The sequence below is a fragment of the Neorhizobium sp. BT27B genome, from assembly GCF_050455485.1.
In the GTDB taxonomy this organism is placed as follows: domain Bacteria; phylum Pseudomonadota; class Alphaproteobacteria; order Rhizobiales; family Rhizobiaceae; genus Neorhizobium.
This window is the reverse complement of record NZ_JBCIYT010000008.1, coordinates 82,495-104,837: the sequence shown is the minus strand read 5'-3', so window position 1 is coordinate 104,837 and position 22,343 is coordinate 82,495. Positions and strand designations below refer to the sequence as shown.

The 22,343-nt window shown below is 57.8% G+C and carries 19 protein-coding genes and 3 pseudogenes; 18 read left to right on the top strand and 4 right to left on the bottom strand.

The genetic code is table 11. The features are described from left to right. Positions 1–574: 574 nt before the first annotated feature. The 4 genes from AAIH70_RS21060 to AAIH70_RS21045 are packed head-to-tail and all read left to right on the top strand — an operon-like array spanning position 575 to position 6,894. Positions 575–3,955: a response regulator gene (locus tag AAIH70_RS21060; protein WP_430035392.1), complete on the top strand. Its 3,381-nt coding sequence runs from the start codon at positions 575–577 to the stop codon at positions 3,953–3,955. Next, positions 3,952–4,785, top strand: a complete 834-nt coding sequence (locus tag AAIH70_RS21055) for a CheR family methyltransferase (protein ID WP_430035390.1) — start codon at positions 3,952–3,954, stop codon at positions 4,783–4,785. The genes AAIH70_RS21060 and AAIH70_RS21055 overlap by 4 nt, the downstream gene beginning before the upstream one ends. After that, on the top strand, positions 4,782–5,351 hold the full coding sequence (locus AAIH70_RS21050) for a chemotaxis protein CheB (RefSeq protein ID WP_430035388.1): 570 nt from the start codon (positions 4,782–4,784) through the stop codon (positions 5,349–5,351). Before AAIH70_RS21055 ends, AAIH70_RS21050 begins: the two co-directional genes overlap by 4 nt. Position 5,352: 1 nt before the next feature. Continuing rightward, positions 5,353–6,894 (top strand): response regulator, encoded by a 1,542-nt coding sequence (locus AAIH70_RS21045; RefSeq protein ID WP_430035386.1) that lies wholly within the window; start codon positions 5,353–5,355, stop codon positions 6,892–6,894. A 214-nt stretch (positions 6,895–7,108) separates the two neighbouring features. On the opposite strand, the gene AAIH70_RS21040 is transcribed toward AAIH70_RS21045, so the two are convergent. Continuing rightward, positions 7,109–7,366, bottom strand: coding sequence for a DUF6894 family protein (locus AAIH70_RS21040; protein ID WP_430035384.1), 258 nt, complete (start codon positions 7,364–7,366; stop codon positions 7,109–7,111). A gap of 132 nt (positions 7,367–7,498) precedes the next feature. Here AAIH70_RS21040 and AAIH70_RS21035 point away from each other — a divergent pair, with 132 nt between their 5' ends. The 3 genes and pseudogenes from AAIH70_RS21035 to AAIH70_RS21025 all read left to right on the top strand — a co-directional run. Continuing rightward, positions 7,499–8,476 (top strand): L,D-transpeptidase family protein, encoded by a 978-nt coding sequence (locus AAIH70_RS21035; protein WP_430035382.1) that lies wholly within the window; start codon positions 7,499–7,501, stop codon positions 8,474–8,476. 80 nt (positions 8,477–8,556) lie between these two features. Then, positions 8,557–9,192 (top strand): glutathione S-transferase family protein, encoded by a 636-nt coding sequence (locus AAIH70_RS21030; protein ID WP_430035380.1) that lies wholly within the window; start codon positions 8,557–8,559, stop codon positions 9,190–9,192. A 44-nt stretch (positions 9,193–9,236) separates the two neighbouring features. Further along, positions 9,237–9,656: pseudogene (locus tag AAIH70_RS21025) on the top strand (glutathione synthase); the annotation flags it as partial. 165 nt (positions 9,657–9,821) lie between these two features. Here AAIH70_RS21025 and AAIH70_RS21020 read toward each other — a convergent pair. Continuing rightward, a complete protein-coding gene (locus AAIH70_RS21020; protein WP_430035378.1) occupies positions 9,822–10,013 on the bottom strand; it encodes a hypothetical protein in 192 nt (63 codons plus the stop codon). A gap of 89 nt (positions 10,014–10,102) precedes the next feature. Between AAIH70_RS21020 and AAIH70_RS21015 the strand changes: the two genes are divergently transcribed. From AAIH70_RS21015 to AAIH70_RS20995, 5 genes are all read left to right on the top strand, one after another. Beyond that, positions 10,103–11,524 (top strand): dihydrolipoyl dehydrogenase, encoded by a 1,422-nt coding sequence (locus AAIH70_RS21015; protein ID WP_430035376.1) that lies wholly within the window; start codon positions 10,103–10,105, stop codon positions 11,522–11,524. 10 nt (positions 11,525–11,534) lie between these two features. Next, entirely contained in the window at positions 11,535–11,777 is a 243-nt protein-coding gene (locus AAIH70_RS21010) for a hypothetical protein (RefSeq protein ID WP_430035374.1), read from the top strand. 231 nt (positions 11,778–12,008) lie between these two features. Further along, complete coding sequence (locus tag AAIH70_RS21005; RefSeq protein ID WP_430035373.1) at positions 12,009–12,257, top strand: hypothetical protein; 249 nt, start codon at positions 12,009–12,011, stop codon at positions 12,255–12,257. 324 nt (positions 12,258–12,581) lie between these two features. Continuing rightward, positions 12,582–14,315, top strand: coding sequence for a ubiquinone-dependent pyruvate dehydrogenase (gene poxB, locus AAIH70_RS21000; RefSeq protein ID WP_430035371.1), 1,734 nt, complete (start codon positions 12,582–12,584; stop codon positions 14,313–14,315). A gap of 112 nt (positions 14,316–14,427) precedes the next feature. Then, a complete protein-coding gene (locus AAIH70_RS20995) occupies positions 14,428–14,658 on the top strand; it encodes a hypothetical protein (RefSeq protein ID WP_132277664.1) in 231 nt (76 codons plus the stop codon). A gap of 18 nt (positions 14,659–14,676) precedes the next feature. Here AAIH70_RS20995 and AAIH70_RS20990 read toward each other — a convergent pair whose 3' ends face one another. After that, positions 14,677–14,919 (bottom strand): DUF2934 domain-containing protein, encoded by a 243-nt coding sequence (locus AAIH70_RS20990; protein WP_430035369.1) that lies wholly within the window; start codon positions 14,917–14,919, stop codon positions 14,677–14,679. 180 nt (positions 14,920–15,099) lie between these two features. Between AAIH70_RS20990 and AAIH70_RS20985 the strand changes: the two are divergent. From AAIH70_RS20985 to AAIH70_RS20960, 6 genes and pseudogenes are all read left to right on the top strand, one after another. Further along, positions 15,100–15,843, top strand: a pseudogene (locus AAIH70_RS20985) (SDR family NAD(P)-dependent oxidoreductase); the annotation flags it as partial. 150 nt (positions 15,844–15,993) lie between these two features. Then, on the top strand, positions 15,994–16,461 hold the full coding sequence (gene mscL, locus AAIH70_RS20980; protein ID WP_430035367.1) for a large conductance mechanosensitive channel protein MscL: 468 nt from the start codon (positions 15,994–15,996) through the stop codon (positions 16,459–16,461). Between the two features lie 274 nt (positions 16,462–16,735). Beyond that, positions 16,736–16,966, top strand: coding sequence for a hypothetical protein (locus AAIH70_RS20975; RefSeq protein ID WP_132277656.1), 231 nt, complete (start codon positions 16,736–16,738; stop codon positions 16,964–16,966). Then, complete coding sequence (locus AAIH70_RS20970; RefSeq protein WP_430035365.1) at positions 16,963–17,463, top strand: cupin; 501 nt, start codon at positions 16,963–16,965, stop codon at positions 17,461–17,463. Before AAIH70_RS20975 ends, AAIH70_RS20970 begins: the two co-directional genes overlap by 4 nt. Before the next feature lie 63 nt (positions 17,464–17,526). Continuing rightward, on the top strand, positions 17,527–18,816 hold the full coding sequence (locus AAIH70_RS20965) for a DUF763 domain-containing protein (protein WP_430035364.1): 1,290 nt from the start codon (positions 17,527–17,529) through the stop codon (positions 18,814–18,816). Positions 18,817–19,000: 184 nt separating this feature from the next. Next, positions 19,001–20,641 carry a glycoside hydrolase family 13 protein gene (locus AAIH70_RS20960; RefSeq protein ID WP_245519268.1) on the top strand — a complete coding sequence of 547 codons (1,641 nt, stop codon included), beginning with the start codon at positions 19,001–19,003 and terminating at the stop codon, positions 20,639–20,641. Between the two features lie 21 nt (positions 20,642–20,662). Here AAIH70_RS20960 and AAIH70_RS20955 read toward each other — a convergent pair. Further along, a pseudogene (locus tag AAIH70_RS20955) lies at positions 20,663–22,314 on the bottom strand (alpha-amylase family protein). Positions 22,315–22,343: the final 29 nt, after the last annotated feature.

Below are 22,343 nucleotides of genomic sequence, written 5' to 3'. Positions count from 1 at the left end.
GGTAGCCGAATGTTATGACCCATGCTCGCAAACTCTCGGCCCCAATAATACGCCGCCCCACGCGCTTCCAACGCAACCGTCACGTCCGAGCCAGCACGCCGGGACAACTACAGCCGTAAGAAAAGCGTCAGGTTGGCGTCAGAAGTTTGGAAAAACACGAACCTGACAGCTTTCCATCTCCTATCGCGCAGCCTCCCGAGAAAAAAGATATCGTGCGCGGAACATTCTTCGTGGCTATGCGTTTAGCGGCTGGATGTGAGGCATTATCAAAAAAATGAACAACTTTGGAATGTTACAGATAGCTCCGGTCTGCGGGATATTTTGCCGTGAAGCAATTTCGGCGTTCTCCCCGGGCGCCGCTATTTTCAAAACCGGATGCTATCCGGCGAAAATTGCCAAGAGTGACTTTCCAGAAACCTGGTTGCGAAGCCGCCTATGAACCCCATCGTTGCGACCACATCACATTCCCGCTAACGATAGCGCCATCTCAACCTCCCCTCCTCATTTCGAGATTTTCATGAAAACGTCCAATGCTGCGGCGCCTTCAAGGCGGACCCTCGGACTCGACCCATCGGTGTCCGTAAGCCTACTGACCGCGCTGGCGTTTTTCGTCATCAGCGCCGGGGTTTCCTGGTACAATGTGCAAACCTTGCGCGCGAACAATCAGCGTGTCGTCCACTCGCATGAGGTCATCGTCGGGCTATCGGACCTTCTTTCCTACATCCAGGACGCCGAAACGGGCCAACGAGGCTTCCTGCTCACGAACAGCGACCGATATCTCGAGCCCTACAACACGGCGATCAATGCCATTCCAAGGCGCCTGGAGGCGCTTGCGGGCTTGATCAGTGACAATGCTTCACAACAGCAGAGGCTCGCGACGCTCAAAGAGCATGTCGATGGCAAACTGTCCGAGTTGCGTGAGACCATTGAGCTTCGGCGCACGCAAGGCGCCGAGGCGGCGCTTGCGGTCGTCAATTCAGACCGCGGCAAGGTCGAGATGGATGCCGTGCGCGCGCAACTGACCGCGATGCGGCAGGAAGAGGCTCGCCTCCGAGGAATCCGGCTCACTGAGATGGAAAGCGCATACACGACAGCTTTCGCCAGCAGCGTTCTCGCTGGTCTGCTCGGCGTCCTGCTGACGATCGCAATCGCAGTTCTGGTGCGTCAGGCGACACTGTCGAGGCGACGGCAGAACTGGCTGCAGTCAGGTGAAGTCGCATTGAACACGGCCGTGACGGGCGATCGGCGAACCGAAGACCTCGGCGACAGCATTCTCGATTTCCTCACCCGCTACACCGGTGCTGTTGCCGGCGCCATCTTTGTCAAGGACGATGATCAATTCCAGCGCGTCTCGACCTGGGGCGTTCCCAATAGTGCAAGCATACCAGACCAATTCAGGGCGAAAGAGGGCTTGCTCGGCGAGGCGGTCACAGCAGGCAAGCCGATCATCATCGAACACCTGCCGGATGGATACCTTGCATTCGGATCGGCTCTCGGCGCCGACAAGCCCCGTCATCTGATGATATCACCCGGCAGCATTGATGGCGCGGTGAACTCGGTCATCGAGCTTGGCTTCCTTCGTCCGGTCGACGACACCATCCTTAGCCTGCTTGACCAGGCATCCGCCTCCATTGCCACGGCCGTACGATCGGCGAAATACCGCAGCGATCTTCAGAACCTCCTGCGCGAGACGCAGCGGCAGGCCGAGCAGTTGCAGGTGCAAGGCGAAGAGTTGCGGGTCTCCAATGAGGAGCTTGAGGAACAAGGCCGGGCACTGAAGGAATCACAGGCTCGACTGGAGCAGCAGCAGGTCGAACTCGAACAGACGAACTCGCAGCTTGAAGAACAGGCCCAGCAGCTCGAAGGCCAGCGTGATGACCTCGAGCGGGTCAACGCCTCCGTCCAGCTCAAGGCGCGCGAGCTTGAACAGGCAAGCCGGTACAAATCCGATTTTCTCGCTAACATGTCGCATGAGCTGCGCACACCGCTCAACTCGTCACTCATTTTGGCGAAACTGCTGGCCGACAACCCGGACGAAAATCTAACAGGCGAGCAGGTCAAATACGCCCAGACCATCCAGTCGTCGGGCAACGATCTCCTCAACCTGATCAACGACATTCTCGATCTCTCCAAGATCGAGGCAGGCCATGTCGATATCAGACCGGAACCGGTGTCGCTCGAAAGGCTGGTCGGAAGTTTGAGACAGCTGTTCGACCCGGTTGCGAAATCGAAGGGGCTTGGGTTCGAAATCGAGATCGCTCCCGAAGCACCGGCGGTGATCGAGACCGATCCACAACGTCTTGAGCAGGTCATAAAAAACCTGTTGTCGAACGCATTCAAATTCACAGAAAAAGGCAAGGTCGTCCTGTCGCTCCGCATTGCCGCCAACGATCAACTGGCACTGGCGGTCACGGATACCGGCATCGGCATCGCCGAGGATCAGCAACGCAATATCTTCGAAGCCTTCCACCAGGCCGATGGCACAATCAGTCGCAGGTTTGGTGGGACCGGGCTCGGCCTGTCGATCTCCAGGGAATTGGTCCGGTTGCTGGGCGGCGCCATCCATCTGACAAGTCGGCACAATCAAGGCAGCACCTTCACGGTGGTCATTCCGGTCTCTTATGACCCATCGCATGTCGTGTCGCGCGATATCCGCACCGCCGATCCGGTCGCCACGCATCAGCGGGAAGTTACGGAAGAAAAGCCGGCTCCATACGCACACAGCCATCAGATTGTAGAAGACGACAGGGCGGTCGCAAGCGAGGGTCGGCGCACGCTGCTTGTCATCGAAGACGACGACACGTTTTCATCGATCCTGCGTGATCTCGCCCGCGAAATGGGGTTCCGGGCTCTTGTCGCGGGAACGGCGCAAGAGGCGCTCGAGCTTGCCAAACAGCATATGCCGCACGCGATCGTGCTTGATGTCGGGTTGCCGGACCAATCCGGCCTGTCGGTCCTCGACCGCCTGAAGCGCGATGTCCGCACCCGGCATATTCCCATCCACATCGTTTCGGCAGACGACTATACGGAGACCGCGCTTTCGCTCGGTGCTGTCGGCTACATCATGAAGCCGGTTCAGCGCGAGCAACTGGTCGAGGTCCTGCATAAGCTCGACGCAAAACTGTCGCAGGGCGTTCATCGCGTCCTGATCGTCGAAGACAACGAAGTCCAGCGCGAGGCCGTGGCCAAGCTCCTGACATCCCATGAGGTGGAGACGGTAAGCGCCGGAACTGCAGCCGAATGCCTGACGCTTCTCAAGGAGCAGACATTCGACTGTATGGTGCTCGACCTGTCCCTGCCCGACGCATCCGGTTATTCCCTTCTGGAAACGATCAGCGGTGACAGCAGCCATTCCTTTCCGCCGGTCATCGTCTATACGGGGCGCGTTCTCTCCGCGGACGAGGAGCAGCGGCTGCGCCGTTATTCCAAGTCCATCATCATCAAGGGCGCCAAGTCGCCGGAACGCCTTCTCGACGAAGTGTCCCTGTTCCTGCATCAGGTCGTGTCCGAATTGCCCGACGAACAGCAGAAAATGATCCGCAAGGCGCGTAACCGCGATGCGCTCATGGAAGGTAGACGAATCCTCATCGTCGAGGATGACGTCCGCAATGTCTACGCACTGACCAACATCCTTGAACCACGGGGCGCTATCATCGAAATCGCCCGTAACGGTCAGGAGGCCCTCGGCAAGCTTGAGCAGGCCCAGGGTGATCCGGAAAAGGCTGTCGACCTTGTGCTGATGGATGTGATGATGCCGGTCATGGATGGCCTGACGGCAACCCGCGCCATCCGCAGGAATGCTGAATGGAAAAAACTTCCGATCATCACCCTGACCGCCAAGGCCATGCCGGATGATCAGCAACGCTGCATTGAGGCCGGCGCCAACGATTATATGGCAAAGCCGCTCGACGTGGAAAAACTGCTCTCCCTGGTACGCGTGTGGATGCCCCGATGATCGAGACATTTGACAAGGTCGAAGATATCGAAATCCGGCTGCTGCTTGAAGCGCTTTACTTGCGCTATCATTACGACTTCCGGAATTACGCCACGGGATCGATCAAACGCCGTTTGCGTCAGGCGCGGGAACAACTGGGCTTTGCAACGATCTCGGCGATGCAGGAACGCGCCCTGCATGACGAAACCATGTTGCCGCGGCTGCTCGGCTATCTGACCGTCCAGGTCAGCGAAATGTTCCGGGATCCGGGCTATTTCCGGGCTATCCGCGAGATCGTCGTGCCGCATCTGAGGACCTATCCCTCGCTCAAGATCTGGATTGCCGGCTGCAGCGGCGGCGAGGAACTCTATTCACTGGTCATCCTGTTTCGGGAGGAAGGACTGGAAGATCGGACGATCTTTTACGCCACCGATATCAATCAGGATGCATTGCAGATCGCCGGAGCCGGCGTCTACGATGTCGATCGCATACAGCTGTTTACCGAAAACCACCGCAAATCCGGAGGCAGGTCTTCCCTGTCCGACTATTACAGCGCCGGTTATGGGCGGGTGTCGTTTGATCGGACATTGCGCGACCGCGTGGTGTTTTCCGATCATAGTCTTGTGACAGACGCGGTCTTTGGTGAAATGAACCTGATCTCGTGCCGCAACGTCATGATCTATTTCGACAAGGCGCTGCAGGATCGCGCGGTCGGTCTGTTTCGCGATTCACTTGCGCGTAAGGGCTTTCTGGGCATCGGCGCCAAGGAAAGCCTTCGTTTTTCGGCACATGCAGACGACTTCAGCGAATTTGTTCGCCAGGAAAAAATATATCAGAGGATCGGAAAATGATACGCACCGATCCAAAAGCGGTCGTGATTGGAGCGTCTGCCGGCGCGCTGGAAGCTCTGACAAGCATCCTGCCGACGCTGTCGGGGGATTTTCGCCTCCCCATCATGGTCGTCGTGCATATCCCGCCCGACAAGCGCAGTGTGCTGGCGGAGCTGTTTCGCGCCAAATCCAGCATCGAGGTCATAGAGGTTGAGGACAAGGAGCCGATCCGGCCGGCGACGGCGTACTTCGCGCCACCGGATTACCATCTTCTCGTCGAAGACCAAGGAACCTTGGGCCTGACCAACGAAGAGCCGGTCCTGTTCTCCAGACCCTCCATCGATGTGCTGTTCGAAAGCGCCGCAGACGTCTACGGAGCTGCGGTCGTGGCCGTGCTTCTGACGGGCGCAAATCACGATGGCGCAAGAGGCGTTTTTGCCATCTCGAGGGCTGGCGGCCATGTCATCATCCAGGATCCACAGACTGCATTTGCCGCTGCAATGCCCGAGGCAGGCCTGGCTTCGTGCCCCGACGCGACAGTCCTGTCGCTCGACGGCATATCTGGATATTTGAGGAGGATCGGCTGATATGGGCCAGGTTTCGTTTCTTTTGGTAGACGATCTCGAGGAGAACCTGATCTCTCTCGAAGCCCTGCTTCGTCGTGACGGTCTCAACTTGCTCAAGGCCCGCTCCGGCGATCAGGCGCTGGAGCTTCTCCTGGAACATGACGTGGCGCTTGCCCTGATCGACGTTCAGATGCCCGGTCTAAATGGCTTCGAACTGGCCGAACTGATGCGTGGAAATGAACGCACGCGTCGGGTGCCGATCATTTTCGTCACTGCTGGGAATACGACCGATAGCCGGTGGCGGTTTCAGGGCTACGAGGCGGGCGCCGTCGACTTCATTCAAAAGCCGATCGAGCCGGATGTCCTGCGCAGCAAGGCGGAGGTTTTCTTCGAACTTTATCGCCAGCGCCAGCAGATCGCAGCACAGCGTGACGAGTTGCAACAGCAAGCCGAGGCGCTGAAGGATGCCGATCGTCGCAAGGACGAGTTTCTGGCCACGCTGGCGCACGAATTGCGCAACCCGCTGGCGCCGCTGCGGAATGGACTCGACATTCTGCAACGCAATCCCGGTGGCGCGAATGCCGCCGAGATCCGCAACATGATGGATCGGCAGCTAGTCCATCTGGTCAGACTTATCGATGACCTTCTCGATGTATCGCGTGTCAGCCAGGGCAAAATCGAACTTCGGAAAAACACGGTGCGCATGGATGAAATCATCAGGACGGCCGTGGAATCCAGCCGACCCATGATTGACGGTGCCGGTCACAAGCTGACAATCGCGATGCCAAGCGATGTCGTGTGGGTGGACGGTGATCAGGTGCGACTGTCGCAAGCGATCTCGAACCTATTGAACAATGCGGCCAAATACACGCCCGAAGATGGACTGATCGATCTCCATGTGACCCATGACGGACAGCAAGTGGCTATTCGGGTCACTGACAACGGCGTCGGCATTCCGTCAGACATGCAATCAAAGGTCTTCCATCTTTTCACGCAGATCGATGATCACTTGCAGCGATCGCAGGGCGGATTGGGTATCGGTCTCGCACTGGTCCGGCAACTTGTCGAAATGCACGGCGGTTCGGTTGACGCCTACAGCGCCGGACCCGGCAAGGGGAGCCGGTTTACGATCAGGGTTCCTATGGCGGCTGCGCCAGAACAGCCGGAGGTCGCCATACAGCAGAACCAGGAAATGGCATCCTTCCGTTCGCTTAAAGTGCTTGTGGTCGATGACAATCCGATTATCGCCGACACGCTGGGCATGATGCTGGAAGACATCGGCCACGAGTTCGAAGCAGTCCATGATGGCCGTGAGGCTCTGGACGCCGCGCGGCACTACCGTCCGGATGTCATTCTGCTCGATATCGGTCTGCCGGGGATGAATGGTTACGAGGTCTGCAAGGCCTTTCGCGGCGAGCCCGAGTTCGAACATACACCGATCATCGCACAGACCGGCTGGGGTCAGGATCGGGACAAGGAGCTGGCGACGGAGGCCGGGTTTGATTTCCACCTGACAAAACCCGTCCCCCTAGAGCAACTCCAGAAGGTGTTTGCCGCGCTGTAGGCCGCTTCGACCTTCGCAGACGGTTCAGTGGCTATCCGGGAACGCTCGACATCTTCGTCATGCGGCGCTTGATCTGAGCACGCGTCCTTCCCGGCGGCCCGCATTCTCCGCAGGTGCGTTAGCGTCTTTCCCTTTGATCGCTTCATTTCCGAGCATCGCTGCGGTGTAAGCTGACGCCTGCCCCATCGAAGTGCCCGAGCGGCACGCGCTCCGCTCAAGAATCCCGGCCGATGTCATGATCGAGTTTATGGACTGAACGCAATGGCAGAGTATGGACCACGGTACCGTCTGCCAAGGTCACCTCGAACGCATCCCCATCCACCCATTCGCCTTGACGAACCTTGGAAGCCAAAAGCTCTCGGGCTGCGAGCCGTGCCTCGTCCAGCGCAGCTTCATCTGAGGGCAGTTCCGTTCCATCCGGATCCTTTTCCAAAATGCTATTGGTCCGATAGTTGAAGAAGTATCTCGGCATTGCAGCTCCCTTTGATGTGACACGATAATTCCAAGGCACTCGCATAGGTTCCTTTGCCTCAAAACCATCGCAGATTATCCGCGAAATAATCTGACCGGCGGAACCGCATCGCGGCCAAGGAATTGAGCTTCCATGAAAAATCTGATCATCTTCACCCTCACCATAACTGCTGCTCTTTCCAGCGCTGCCGCCGCACAGACGCTGTCGATCGAAACAATCAATGCCACGCCCATTGTCGAAATTCCTGCTGACAGGCCTGCCCAGCCGCCGGAACTGCCAGACCCGGCCATGATCCGCCTGCAGGTACTTCTTGATCGCGCCGGAGCATCCCCTGGCGTGATTGACGGGAAGTATGGTGCGAATGTCAGCAAGGCGATTGCCGCATTCGAAGCCATGAGCGGCCTGCCGATCGATGGCAAGTTGGATGATGGCGTTTTCGGGCAGCTGGAGGACGGTAGCCCGGTTGTCGGAAACTATCAGATCTCGAGTGAAGACACGCAAGGTCTGGTGGATGCCATCCCGCAGGACTATGCGGATCAGGCATCCATGGAGCATCTGGGCTTCACGAGCGTTGCCGAGCGTTTATCGGAGCGCTTTCACATGGATCCCAGATTGTTGAAGACTCTGAACCCGACATCCAGGTTCGTCGCAGGTGAAACAATCGTCGTCACAGCACCCAACAAGCCAAAAACAGGCATCGTCACGCGCATCGAGGCACATCGGCGCACAGGGCAAGTGGTCGCTTACGCCGAGGACGGAAAAATCCTGACAATCTATCCGGCAACCATCGGCAGTGACGATAATCCTACACCTTCCGGATCCCACAAGGTGGAAGGTGTGGCACGCATGCCGGATTACACCTACAACCCAAAAATCAATTTTCAGCAGGGCGGCAACAAGAAGGTTCTGAAGCTGCCAAGCGGCCCGAACAATCCCGTCGGGACCGTCTGGATCGATCTTTCCGAGCCCACTTACGGAATTCATGGCACTCCGGAGCCGACGCTCATCGACAAGGCTGGATCACACGGATGTATTCGGCTGACGAACTGGGATGTGGAGGAACTGGCAGGCATGGTGAAGCCGGGTGTGATGGTCGATATCGTTGAATAACCTTCGACATCAGGGTCGACCACCATGCATTGGAAGAGCACGCAATAGTGTCGAGGTATCGTACCTCGTAGGGAGTGACCATGTTTATCCTGCACCATCTCAATAACAGCCGTTCGCAGCGTATCATCTGGATGCTGGAGGAATTGGGATTTCCCTATGAGATCCGCTTCTACAAGCGCGATCCCCAAACCATGCTCGCTCCACCAGAGTTGCGGTCGATCCATCCTCTCGGCAAGGCGCCGATACTGGAAGACCGGAATTCAACCTCGCCCGTCACTTTGGTGGAAACCGGGGCAATTTGCGAATATCTGGTGGAAAAGGCCGGTGGACGGCTCGGCCCCCCCAATGACGCCATTGGACTACTTCGCTATCGCCAGTTTCTCCATTATGCGGAGGGTTCGGTTATGCCGATGATGCTTGCAAAACTCGCCGTCAGCCGAGTGCCATTACTGGGAAAAAAGGGCGCCAAACGCATCCAGCCGATGATCGATCGCCATCTTGATTACATCGAGCAGGAACTGTGCGATCGACCCTGGTTTGCAGGAGACGTAATCACGGCCGCCGACATCATGATGAGCTTTCCGGTTGAAGTGGCGAAAGGTCGCGCCGGACTTGACGCATCAAAGCCCGCGACGATGGCCTGGCTCGACAGGATCCATTCTCGTCCGGCCTACCGGATGGCGCTCACCAAAGGCGGCGAATATGCTTACGCCTGATGGATAGGGCTCGATCGCGGAGTATGACCAGCGTATCTGATTGCCGAGGCTACCATCCCGATGCGACGGCAGGCGACATAAGGCTGTTTCTGATGAACGGTCGCCCGCTACAAAGGGACAGCGTCTATGCGGCGCTGCGTCGTGTGCCGGCAAAGGGTGAAGCTCGTTCAAACATGCACGTTGCGGGGACAGCAGCTCCGGCCGACATTACTGCGGAAATTCTCGAGGTCGCGGAAATGGTGGGACCCAAGCCGATTGGCGACGGCATGTTCCTGGTCGGGCTGGACATCGTTGGCGACAAGATCCTCGAGATCAACGTGTTCAGTCCGGGCGGACTGCAGGATATTGCACAACTGCAGGGCGTGGATCTTTCCGTCGACGTCATCACCGCGCTCGTACAGAAAGTCGAGATGCGCAGGAACTACGCTGGAAAGATCGACAACAGGGCGCTTGCGACATTGTGACAAACGCCGCCGCGGTCGACCTAAAGAATTCGCCGCGGCAATCCTCCTCCCCGCATCCAAGAGCCTTTCTTCCGGCGTCTCCTCAAGACTGAAATCCTGTCCAGCCTGACGCTGCGCATTCGAGATGTTCATGGTCCGGTTCGCGCTGCGATCGGGCAGAATGTTTTATTCCTTCGTCCCTCGGCGATCCTTTGCCATGTCGGGCGGGGCGACGGGCGTTTCCAGAGCATTTGTTGCGCCTTCGGTTTCTTCACCGGCTGGCACTTTTTCCCAAGCGCTCTTGTCTCCGTGCGCCTTTTCGGCAGCCTCGGCATCCCTTTCTTCAACCGGCGCGTGCTTACTTGCAGATTTGGTCATCGGGTCCTCGCTTTTGTTGATCTATGAACGGAACGAAGTTGCCGACGCAACTGTTCCAAAGGCTTGCATGTGATCAAGGACAAGCCGGAATGCCATCAGACCCAAACCGTAAAATCGACATCGAATGCGACGTAGCCGTGATTGGAGCGGGCACCGCCGGGCTGGCGGCGGAACGTAGCGCCCGGCGCGCCGGCGCAAGGACCCTTCTAATCGATGACCGGTTTGCCGGAACGACTTGCGCATCGGTCGGCTGCATGCCCTCAAAACTTCTGATCGCCGCGGCAAATGTCGCGCATGGTATCCACGGTGCGCCACAGTTCGGAATCCATGCGGACAAGGTGACCATCGACGGCAAGGCAGTCATGAACCGCGTCCGCACCCTGCGTGACGAATTCGTGTCTTCGGCCCGCGAATCCATCGAAGACCTGCCTGACGGTGCAAAACTGAAGGGCAAGGCGAAGTTCATCAACCGCGACCGTCTGGAGGTTGCCGGCAAAATTGTTCACGCCAGATCGGTCGTCATCGCCACTGGATCAAGCCCCAGTATTCCGGAAACCTTTGACGGCATGAACAACATCCTGACCAACGAAACGGTGTTCGAACTTGACGATCTCCCATCATCGCTGGCGGTGATCGGCGCGGGACCACTCGGGCTTGAACTCGCGCAGGCATTTTCCCGCCTTGGCGTCGAGGTTATTGTTTTCGATGAAGGGGACGCCGTTGCGGCGTTGAAGGATGAGGACATTGCAAGGACGCTGCGCGGCTTGCTCGAACGCGAATTCGCCATCCATCTGGGAGTGAAGGTGCGCGCCTCGCAAACCGGGCAGACAATCGAACTCGCGTGGTCGGGCGAATCCGACGGCAAAAAACGCTTCACGCACGTTCTTGTCGCCGCCGGCAGACTGCCAAACCTGCAAGATCTCAACCTTGCCAGTGCCGGTCTTGACCTTGACGAACACGGTACGCCTGCCTTCGACCGCCGGACCATGCAATGCGGGCAATCGTCGATCTTTCTCGCCGGCGACTGCGATGCCGACGTACCGGTCCTGCATGAAGCCTCGGCAGAAGGCGCGATCGCCGGCAACAACGCGGCCCGCCATCCCGATATCCGCCCGTCGAAACGATCGACGCCCCTGGCGATCACGTTCACCGATCCCCCGAGTGCTTCCATCGGCGCGCCGGCGAGCGAGGATACTATAGTCGGCGTTGCCGATTTTTCTGATCAGGGCCGTGCAAAGGTGGAGGCGAAGAATGCAGGAATGATCAGGATCTATGCCGACGAGACGGGCAAGCTTACAGGCGCCGCAATGGCAGCACCGCAAGGCGAGCATCTCGCGCATCTGGTCGCCTGGGCCATCGAAGATGGGTTGACGGCCATGCAATTGCTCGACAAGCCCTTCTACCACCCCACATACGAGGAAGGCCTGCGATCTGCACTAAGACAAATCTGCAGCCAAAGCCAGGTTTCATTTGGGCCTGACCGTGATGAAGGTTCAGTCCCAGGAGTGTAAGGAGTTATCGATGCCTGGTGCCTACAAATCACTGTTCGTTGTCGCCTTTGATCTCGATCGCACAGGGCAGGCTGTGCCTGCGTTCGAGCCGAGACAGGCTCCAGACGATGAAACGGCAATTGCCCAAGCGCGACGGCTGGCCGAAAGCCATGCCGGCGCGGTGGCATGGAAACGCGAGGCAAAGCCTGTCGTGGGCGAAGAGGGCGAGCCTGTCGTCATCTGGCAAGCGGGCAGCCTTGGCGATTTCAATTGAAGGCCAAATACTCACGTGAGTAAGCAAAGTTTGTGAGGCGCTGCGCCGGCCTCTGGCATAGGCGCATCAGTGCGTGCAACACACTCACCACGTTGGCGCCGCCGAAAAACGCGCACTCAACAAAACCATCGTGACGGTCCGGATCTGCAGGTTTCTGATCTGAAGTATGAAAATGGCCGCCCTACGCCAGGTTGGCCATCGCGCTTTGCAAGATGAATGTTAGACGCGTGCATGCGGACAATAGCGGCCGCGTTAGGCGTCAGTCTGTTCAGCCCTGTGGCGATCGGCAGCTTCATCGAATCTCGACCATCCGGCCATGTTGTCGTCGCGGCGACGTTCAGTGAAATCGACAGCACGGGTTCCGGCAAGAACACTTTCCGCTCCCGTAAGGGTGTCATTGTCGACCTTTGCAGCAACGACGGCACCACCCCGGCGGATGCCTTCTGCACAGACTTGTGCATCCTCTTCCGACCTCCCTGACTCAACCACCGCGTCGATCAGACCGCCCGTGCCCCACTGGCAGCGGCACCTGTGACTGCCCCGCTACTGTTGCCGCAAGTCAGCCTGCCGCGATAACCCGACACACGCCAGGGATCGCCATGATACCCAGACGAAGGTACGCTCTATGCATACTGGTTTTCCAAGCGGTCCTGATAGGGTCGCGGGAACCTCGTCTGTGTCGGCTCTGGCGAGTTCGAACGCCTGCTCTGGTGAAACGAGTGGCACCGCCTCGGCTTGGAAAAGCACTCCAGTCACCTAAGTCCTCCTGATACGAACTCACAGACGCAGATGAAGGAAGATCCGATGAAGTCCAAAGTCGCCGATGTCCTGACCGAAGTTCTCCATTCCGCAGGCGTCGAACGGATATACGGCGTGGTCGGCGACAGCCTCAACGGTCTGACGGAGTCCTTGCGAAAGCGCGGCGATATCGAATGGGTCCATACGCGTCATGAAGAAACGGCCGCCTTTGCTGCAGGCGCCGAAGCCCATCTCACCGGAAAACTTGCCGTATGTGCCGGCAGTTGCGGTCCTGGCAATCTCCACCTCATCAACGGCCTGTTCGATTGTCACCGATCCGGGGTGCCGGTCCTGGCAATCGCGGCACAGATACCCTCGTCCGAGATTGGCAGGGGCTATTTTCAGGAAACGCATCCTGATCAGCTTTTCCGCGAATGCAGCCATTTCTGCGAACTGGTGACACAACCGGAACAGCTTCCGGGCGTGTTGGAAGCGGCGATCCGCACCGCCATCGGCAAAGGTGGCGTTGCGGTCATCGTCATTCCGGGCGACGTGGCGCTCAGCCACTATTCGGCCAAAATCTCCACGAGCGGCTCACTTCGCCTGCGCAAACCAAACGTCGTCCCGCCCGACGAGGAGATCGCCCAACTTGCCGAGCTTCTGAATACAAGTTCTAAAGTCACACTTCTTTGCGGTCGCGGCTGCGCGGGTGCCCATGACGCGCTTGTCGAGTTTGCCGGACGGCTGAAGGCGCCTATTGTCCATGCGCTCGGTGGCAAGGAGCATGTGGAATGGGACAATCCCTATGACGTCGGAATGACCGGATTGATCGGTTTTTCGTCTGGATACAAGGCGATGCTCGAATGCGATACGCTGGTCATGCTCGGCACGGACTTTCCCTATCGGCAATTTTATCCGACCGACGCCAAGGTCATACAGATCGACATTCGACCCGAAAATCTCGGACGCAGGACGCCGCTCGATCTTGCGATCGTCGGCGATGTGAAATCCACCCTTCGCGCGGTTCTGCGACATCTCGAAGACAAGACTGAAACCAAGCACCTTGATCGCTGCCTTGCCGCTTATGAAAAGGCAAGGCAGGGTCTCGATGACCTCGCCCACGGCAAGGAAGGCGGCCCGATCCATCCCCAGCATGTCGCACGTCTCTTGAGCGAGCAGGCGGACGATGATGCAGTTTTCACCTTCGATGTCGGCACACCAACCGTATGGGCAGCGCGATATCTGACGATGAACGGCAGGCGCCGGATGATCGGTTCTCTGGTCCACGGCTCGATGGCCAATGCATTGCCTCAGGCGATCGGCGCGCAGGCCGCTTTCCCGGAGCGTCAGGTGATCAGCTTGTCAGGGGATGGCGGCTTCACCATGCTGATGGGCGATTTTCTCACGTTGGCGCAACAGGGTCTTCCAATAAAGGTGATCGTCTTCAACAATTCATCGCTGGGTTTTGTCGCGATGGAAATGAAGGCCGCCGGTTATCTGGAGACAGGCACGGATCTCAAGAACCCGGATTTTGCTGCGGTTGCACGCGCGGCAGGCATTCACGGCATCCGCGTTGAGGACCCGATCGAGCTCGAGCGCAGCATCGAAGCCATCCTGCGGCACCCCGGCCCGGCCCTTTTGGACGTCGTCACAAACCCGCAAGAGCTATCCATCCCGCCGAAGATCGAGGCTGCTCAGGTCATGGGCATGAGCCTGTGGGCAGCGAAAGCCGTGATGAACGGGCGAGGCGACGAACTCATCGACGTTACCGTCTCGAATTTCTTTTCGCGAAGGCGCTGATCAACGCCTCGTGCAGACGATCCTTGTCACATCCACGGTCCAGCCATGAAACTATTTGCCGTCGCTTCCGTTTTCTTCACAAGTCCAACCCGTGGTAATGGCGGAAAACGATATGGGCCGGAAACTGACCAGCGTCTACGACACACTCGTCCGCGGACTGATCGACGGACTGTGCGATCATGAACTCTATGATTTCGTCACCAGCCGATGCGATAGCTCTTCGGACAAGAGAATCTGCCGGGCATCGATAATGGCCATGTCGGACGACCGCGTCAGCGACCGTGATGCGCTGGAACGCGTCTATTCAATCGCCGCCGACCACCGCTTGAGATGTGCGGGCTGAGCCCGCAGGTCAGCAGGTTTAATCCGGCGCGACAGTCGATGGCGGACGGATGTCTGCGCCATTATCCGGCTCGTCCTTGTCATTTGCAAACTCGTCGTCAGCCCGTTGATTGACCTTCGTGACATCGTCGCTCTCCTGGTCGGCCAGATCATCGGGGCGTTCTGCGCGCTGCCAGTGATCGGCATGTGCACCGTCCGGACGGCCCTCGTCCTCCCAGATTTTATAGGCACGTTCGCGTTGCTGTTGTTCTTTGTCGATCATTGAAAATTCCTCCTTGAGGCCATCGAAGAACTGGCCCGCGACGTCCCGGTTCCCTGCGCACTCGAACGTGATGTCAGTCGTAGCAGCACAGCCCTTCAGGTGGGAACACTCTAGCCGTCACCCCGTTGCCATTCGGAGGATCATTCAATGCGGAGACATTCCATGTAGAGATTTGAAAACCAGGTTGTTATCGTTACGGGCGCCGGCTCCGGCATCGGCAAAGCCACCGCATTGCGGTTCCTTGATGAAGGCGCTCGCGTCGTATTCGTCGGCCGGGAAAAATCAAAGCTCGAAAAAGCCGCCAGCGGATTTCAGCAGGACCGCGTATTGATCGTCGAAGCGGACGTTTCCATCGAAAGCGATGCGGAAAAGATCTTCAAGGAAACGACTGACCGTTTCGGTAGGCTCGACACGCTAGTCAACAATGCAGGTGTCCATGCGCAGGGCAAGGTCGATGAGCTCTCGACCGATGCTTGGCGCAAGGTCATGGCAACTGATCTTGATGGCGTTTTTTTCATGAGCCGGGCCGCCCTGCCCCACCTGAAATATGTCGGCGGCTCCATCGTCAACACCGCATCGGTGTCCGGCACGGGTGGCGACTGGTCGATGGCCGCCTATAACGCCGCCAAGGGCGGTGTGGTCAACCTCACCCGCGCGATGGCGATGGATCACGGCAAGGAAGGCGTGCGCGTCAACGCTGTTTGCCCAAGTCTCACCCGCACCGAGATGACAGAAGACATGATGAGCGACGAAAAACTGCTCGAGAAATTCAACGAACGCTTCGCGCTGAGAGGGCCCGGACAGCCGGAACACGTCGCCTCCGTCATTGCCTTTCTCGCCAGCGAGGATGCGTGTTTCGTAACCGGCGTGAACCTGCCGGTCGATGGTGGTGTTTCAGCTTCGAACGGGCAGCCGCCCCAGTAATGCAAAAACACAAGGGGCGCTTCAGCCGGCGGCCGGAGCGCCCCACAACCAGTCTTTCCGGCGAAGATCCCTTGGCTAAGCGGTGCTTGAGTCGGAACATCTCCAACGGCTTCGCCGTTCAGCCTTCATCCTCTAAGCGAAAGGCTGAAAATGAGCGTTATCAACGAGTTCAAGGCATTCATCGCGCGCGGCAACGTCATGGACCTCGCTATCGGTGTGATCATCGGCAGCGCCTTTGGCGGCATCGTCAAATCGCTGACCGATGATATCATCATGCCGGTCGTCGGAGCGCTGTTCGGCGGCTTCGACTTCTCGAATTACTTTTTCCCGCTGTCTTCCGCCGTCAACGCGCCGACACTTGTTGCAGCCAGGGAACAGGGCGCAGTATTGGCTTACGGCAATTTCATAACCGTGCTCATCAACTTCATGATCCTTGCCTGGATCATCTTTCTGATGGTCAAGGGTGTGAACTTCCTGCGCCATCAGGTCGAACATCACGAGAAGACCGGCGAAACACCGCCAGCACCGCCGCCGGCAGACGTTCGCCTCCTGACGGAAATTCGCGATCTTCTGGCCCGCAAGGAAGCAGAGCCCACCTACCCGACGGCCAAGCTCTGATCCGACTTCATCCATATCGGTGGCCGCGAGCTCGTCTTGGGATGGTGGTCGCCAAATCAGAACTTGGCGGCCTCCATCCATTATGGCCGCACGCATATCCGCGTGAATTTGGCGCACCAAGCAGCGCAAGGCCTAGTTTCCAAGTGCAACTGGGGACCGCTTTCGTTTTGCTCATTAGGAGGGCGCTCGCCTGGAAACGACCTGTACAACCACCGTTGGAACAAGATTGGCGGACGCTCGGTTTCATCACGGACGCTCATGAAAGGAGAACCAGATGGAGAATACATCAAAACGCCTCGCGGATGACTATCGGACCCTTGGTGGCCGCAGAATTGCGGTGATCGACGACAATCTCGGGTCTTCGCGCGAATGGGACGGAGATCCACCGGAAGCTGCGCGGTTCTGGGACGACCATATCGCGACCCTGCCGGAGGAAAAGAAGCGGGATGTGGAAACGTTTCTTCCTTCAGTGACCGAGGCAGACGGCGCAGAGGGTTCGAAATGACGGTTCAGACGCTGTCTTTTCGCGAAAGCAGCTTCGTGCCGAACAATCAGCGCTTTCCCGTCCTCGTTTACAAAGCTGCGCCCTTGCACGGTATGACTTTTGAAACACTCTTTCGTTCTAACGGATGGGGCCGCCTGTGGACCAATGGCGTCTTCGATTACCAACACTATCATTCCACCGCGCATGAAGTTTTGGGTATTCAAAAGGGCAATGCGAGCTTGCTGATCGGCGGACCGGACGGCGCGGCCATCACAGTCGAAGAAGGAGATTGCCTTCTCCTACCGGCCGGCACCGGCCATATGAACCTTAGCTGCTCTGGCGACTTTCAGGTCATTGGCGCCTACCCGCCGGGTCAGGAAGCCGATCTCCTGACAACTTTTGCCTCGCCGGAGCATTTGAAAACAATATTGTCGCTGCCGGCACCATCGAGCGATCCGGTTTTGGGCAAAACAGGGGGCGTCACGGATCTGTGGCAGGGTAAGCCCTTACCGACATGATGGAACCAGGCGATCTCACCGATTTTCCTGTCAGAAACGTTCTTCTCGCCTTATAAGCGCGACATGGTCAAACGAGCGGGCAGTGCCGATCTTCCACTTCACGGCGGGCGCGTGCCGCGCTGGCTTGGCGAACGGATGACGCGGCTGGGCGCCGTCATATCGGAAGCCATCGTCATCCATTATGGCCGCGACGAACTCCTGCGGCGTCTGGCCCATCCCTTCTGGTTCCAATCGTTCGGAAGTGTCATGGGGATGGACTGGCACTCTTCCGGCATTACGACCAGTGTCCTCGGCGCTCTGAAGCGCGGCCTCAACCCCATGGCAAACGAACTTGGTATCCATGTCTGTGGCGGTCGGGGACAGCATTCACGAAGGACGCCAGACGAACTTGTCGCTATTGCGGAGCGCGCTGGTCTTGACGGCCAGGGGCTGGTCAGTGCCAGCCGCCTCGTGGCAAAAGTCGATAGTGCAGCCGTCCAGGACGGGTTTGACCTCTACCTTCACGGTTTCATCGTCACCGATACGGGAAAATGGGTGGTCGTTCAGCAAGGAATGAATGGCGACAGGCGGCAAGCACGTCGTTATCACTGGCTGTCGGAGGGAATGACCAGCTTCATCGATAATCCGCATTCCGCAATCGAGGGCAGGCAGCAAGGCAATATCGTCAATCTGGCCGACCACAGGGCAGCACCGTCGCGTTTGGGCCAACTCGATTTGCTCGCGACATTGGGTCCCGATCGCATCCTACGTGAGTTCTCGGCGCTGGAGCCGCCGACATCGCCACGGGGACCGGCAGAGCAACCGTCGCTTCCACATCTGATCATGCCGGATCATCACGATGTGCGGCAGTCCGATATAAACATGCGGCGTCTTCACGGCGCGATGGCAGCGGCGGCCGACCGTGGACCAAAGGATTTCGAGGAACTTATCTTGACACCGGGCGTCGGTGCGCGAACGGTTCGCGCGTTAGCGATGGTCTCGGAAGTGGTGCATGGAACACCGTGCCGCTTTTCCGATCCGGCTCGCTACTCACTGGCCCATGGTGGCAAGGATCGTCATCCCTTCCCGGTTCCGCTAAAAGTCTATGACGAGACGATCCGCGTTATGAAATCGGCGGTCGGAAAGGCTCGTCTGGGACGCGAGGAGGAATTGCAAGCCTTGCAAAGGCTCGACGCCCAAGCACGGCAGATGGAGCGGTATGTCACCGGGCCAGATCTGAAGGAGATCGTTGCCGGGGAGTTCGCGCAGTCGCACGACCGGGGTGGCCGCAGTGTTTTCGGGTGGGAGCGTGATGCTGCCGAGCACCGGGGCTCGATGAACCGCGACGAAGAAATCGGGAAAAAATCCGGTTGAGGTACAGACTGTCCGCATAGCTCAGCATTGCGCATTTCAAGCGACACATGGGGCTTGAGCGCGCCGCCCTCCACCACCGTGTCGCGATGGCGGAACATCTGCATTGGGACGGTGTTTCCCATCGATATGTCGTCAGGACGGGAGCCGATGCGTGGACCAGATTACAGCCTTAACAGAACCTGGATTGCCACTGAAAGAATGGTGGCACACAGCAACGGCCTACCAGATTTACCCTCGCAGCTTCAGCGATTCGGATGGTGACGGCATCGGAGACATCGCCGGCATCATTTCCCGGCTGGACTATCTCAAAAACCTTGGCATCGACGTGATCTGGCTATCTCCTATCTATCGTTCGCCGATGGATGATAACGGCTATGATATTTCCGATTACCGCGCCATTGCGGAGGAATTCGGCACCCTCGACGATTTCGATCGCCTCGTTGCTGAGGCAAAGGCCCGTGGGATCGGGATCATTCTCGACCTCGTCGTCAACCACACATCCGATGAGCATCCCTGGTTCGTTCAATCGAGGACGGGCGTGCAAGACAATCCATATCGAGATTTCTACATCTGGCGCAAACCGCTAACGGATGGCGGCCCACCGAACGATCTGCAGTCATCTTTCGGCGGCCCCGCGTGGACATTCGATGAAGCAAGTGGCGAATACTATCTGCATCTGTTTTCCCGTCGTCAGCCGGATCTCAATTGGGAAAACCCGAGGGTTCGCGCTGAAATCTACAGCATGATGAACTGGTGGATTGACCGTGGTATTGCCGGTTTCCGCATGGACGTCATCGATTATATCGGGAAGGACGCCGACCAAAAAATCGTCACCGACGGTCCGCAGCTCCATACCTATCTTCAGGAAATGAATGCGGCGACTTATGGCCACCGCGATCTGCTGACCGTGGGCGAGACGTGGAGCGCGACCCCGCAAACGGCCATGCTCTATTCGAGCCGGGACCGGGCCGAACTGTCCATGGTATTTCAGTTCGAGCATGTCACGCTGCAATGGGACGTGCTTTACGGAAAGTGGCGGCCAAAACCGCTGGATCTTGTCGCTCTCAAGACGGTCCTGGGCAAATGGCAGCGTGCACTGGAGACGGATGGCTGGAATTCCCTTTTCTGGGGCAACCATGATCTGCCAAGGGCGGTGTCCCGTTACGGTGATGCTGCGGGGTATAGGGTGGAATCGGCCAAGATGCTGGCAACTGTGCTGCATCTCCTCAAGGGAACGCCCTTTGTCTATCAAGGCGAAGAGATCGGCATGACCAATGTGCCGTTCACGACGATAGAACAATATCGCGATATCGAGACACTCAACATGCACAAGCTGCACCTCGATGCCGGCCGGCTGGCAGACGATTTTCTCAAGGGCGCGAACGAAAGCAGCCGCGACAATGCCCGTACGCCCATGCAGTGGAGCAATGAGGCCGCAGGAGGATTTTCGAGCGGAATTCCATGGATTGAAGTCAACGAAAACTACAAATCCATCAATGCCGCCGACTCGGTCGCCGACACGAGTTCAATCTGGCATCATTACCGACGGCTCATTGCCTTGCGTAAAACCCACCCGGTCATCGTCTACGGCAAGTTTGAATCCTGGCTTGACGATGACCCGAATGTCTTCGTTTACTCAAGAACGCTGGGGACGTCCTGCCTTGTTGTGATCGCCAATTTCAAACCACAACCGCAATCGATCGAAATACCCGCCGACATTCGTATCATAGGCGTATGCCTGAGCCATAACTACGAACCACGCGAGCTTGGAGCACCGCGGCTTGAACTCAAGCCTTACGAGGCCTTCGCCGTGCTGCAGACCTAATAGAAAAGAAGCTCAGATGATTCAAACATCGCTGCGCTTCAGCAGGTAGTCGAGACCACCCGCACGATACCAGCGATAGCCGTAGGGCTCGATGACCATATGATGTCGCCCCTTCCCGTCGGTACGGCTATCGCTGCCGTCGGAGATATCGATGAGCAGGTCGCCACCTTCGCCGGCTGCGAACTCGATTTGCATCGGTCGATCATGAAAATTATGAATGGTGATGACGGCGTTGTTGCGCCAGTCGTATCGCATGGCAAGCACGCCCGCATCACCACAACCGAGAACGCTGAATGTCCCCCAGCCAATCTCCGGCGCTTCCTTGCGCATACGGATCATCCGTTCTGTCCAGTTGAGCATGGACTCGGGATCACGCCTTTGAAAGGCAACATTCAGGTGATCGTAGCCGTAAGGCCCTTCCGATATTACCGGCAGGACCGGGCTGTCGCTTTTCGTGAAGCCGCCATTCGGTTCGTTTGACCATTGCATAGGTGTGCGCGCGCAGTTGCGCTCCGGCAGATCAAGATCATCGCCCATGCCGATTTCGTCGCCGTAGCGGAGTACCGGGGTACCGGGCAGCGAGTACATGAGGCTATATGCCAGTTTTAGACGGCGGATGTCGCCGCCATTGGTGCCAGACGGCGGCGAATACCGCGGTCGTAAAGCTGCATGTTCTTATCCGGGCCGAAAGCCGAAAATACCGTCTGTCGCTGTTTTTCCGTCAGTCGGCCAAGGTCAAGCTCATCGTGATTGCGCAGGAAGATACCCCACTGCCCAGTCTGCGGTCGTTCCTGGGTTTCGTGCATTGCCTTGGCCAGAGGACGTGTGTCGGCGCTGGCGAGCGCATAAAACAGCGCCTGATTGACATGAAAGTTGAACATCATCTGCATCCGGTCGCCGTCCTCACCGAAATACTGAAGATTCTCTTTCGGCACCACATTGGCTTCGGCAAGAATGACGCTGTCGCCCATGCGCCATTGCAGAAACTCGCGGAAACTGCGCAGCATGTCGAACTGTGGTTTTGACCTCTTCACGTCCGCGCCCTTCTCGGCGATGACAAACGGCACCGCGTCCATGCGAAAGCCGGAAACGCCGAGCTGGATCCAGAACCCCATGATCTTCAGGAGTTCGGCCTGCACATGCGGGTTGGCTGTGTTAAGATCCGGCTGGAATTCGTAGAAACGATGGAAGTAATATTCGCCGGAACTTTCGTCCCGCGTCCATGTCGATTTCTGGACACCGGGAAAGACCATGCCCTCGTCGGCATTGTCGGGCCTTTTTTTTGACCACACGTACCAGTCGCGGTAGCGGGAATTCTTGTCGGCGCAGGCCTGTTTAAACCAAGGATGCTGATCCGACGTATGGTTTACGACAAGGTCGATCAGGACCCTGATGCCGCGCTGTTTCGCACCATGAGTGAACTCGACAAAGTCACCGAGTGTTCCATAACGAGGATCGACATTGTAATAGTCTGAGATGTCATAGCCGTCGTCGCGGCCCGGTGACGCCTGAAACGGCATCAGCCAGATTGCGTTGACACCGAGGCCCGCCAGATAATCCAGCCTGCGCTGAAGACCCTGGAAATCTCCGACCCCATCGCCATTGGCGTCCATGAAGGTTTCAACAGAGAGGCAATAGACGATCGCGTTCTTGTACCAGAGGTCGTTGATCACACAGGGGCCCTCCCAATCACAGCCGATAC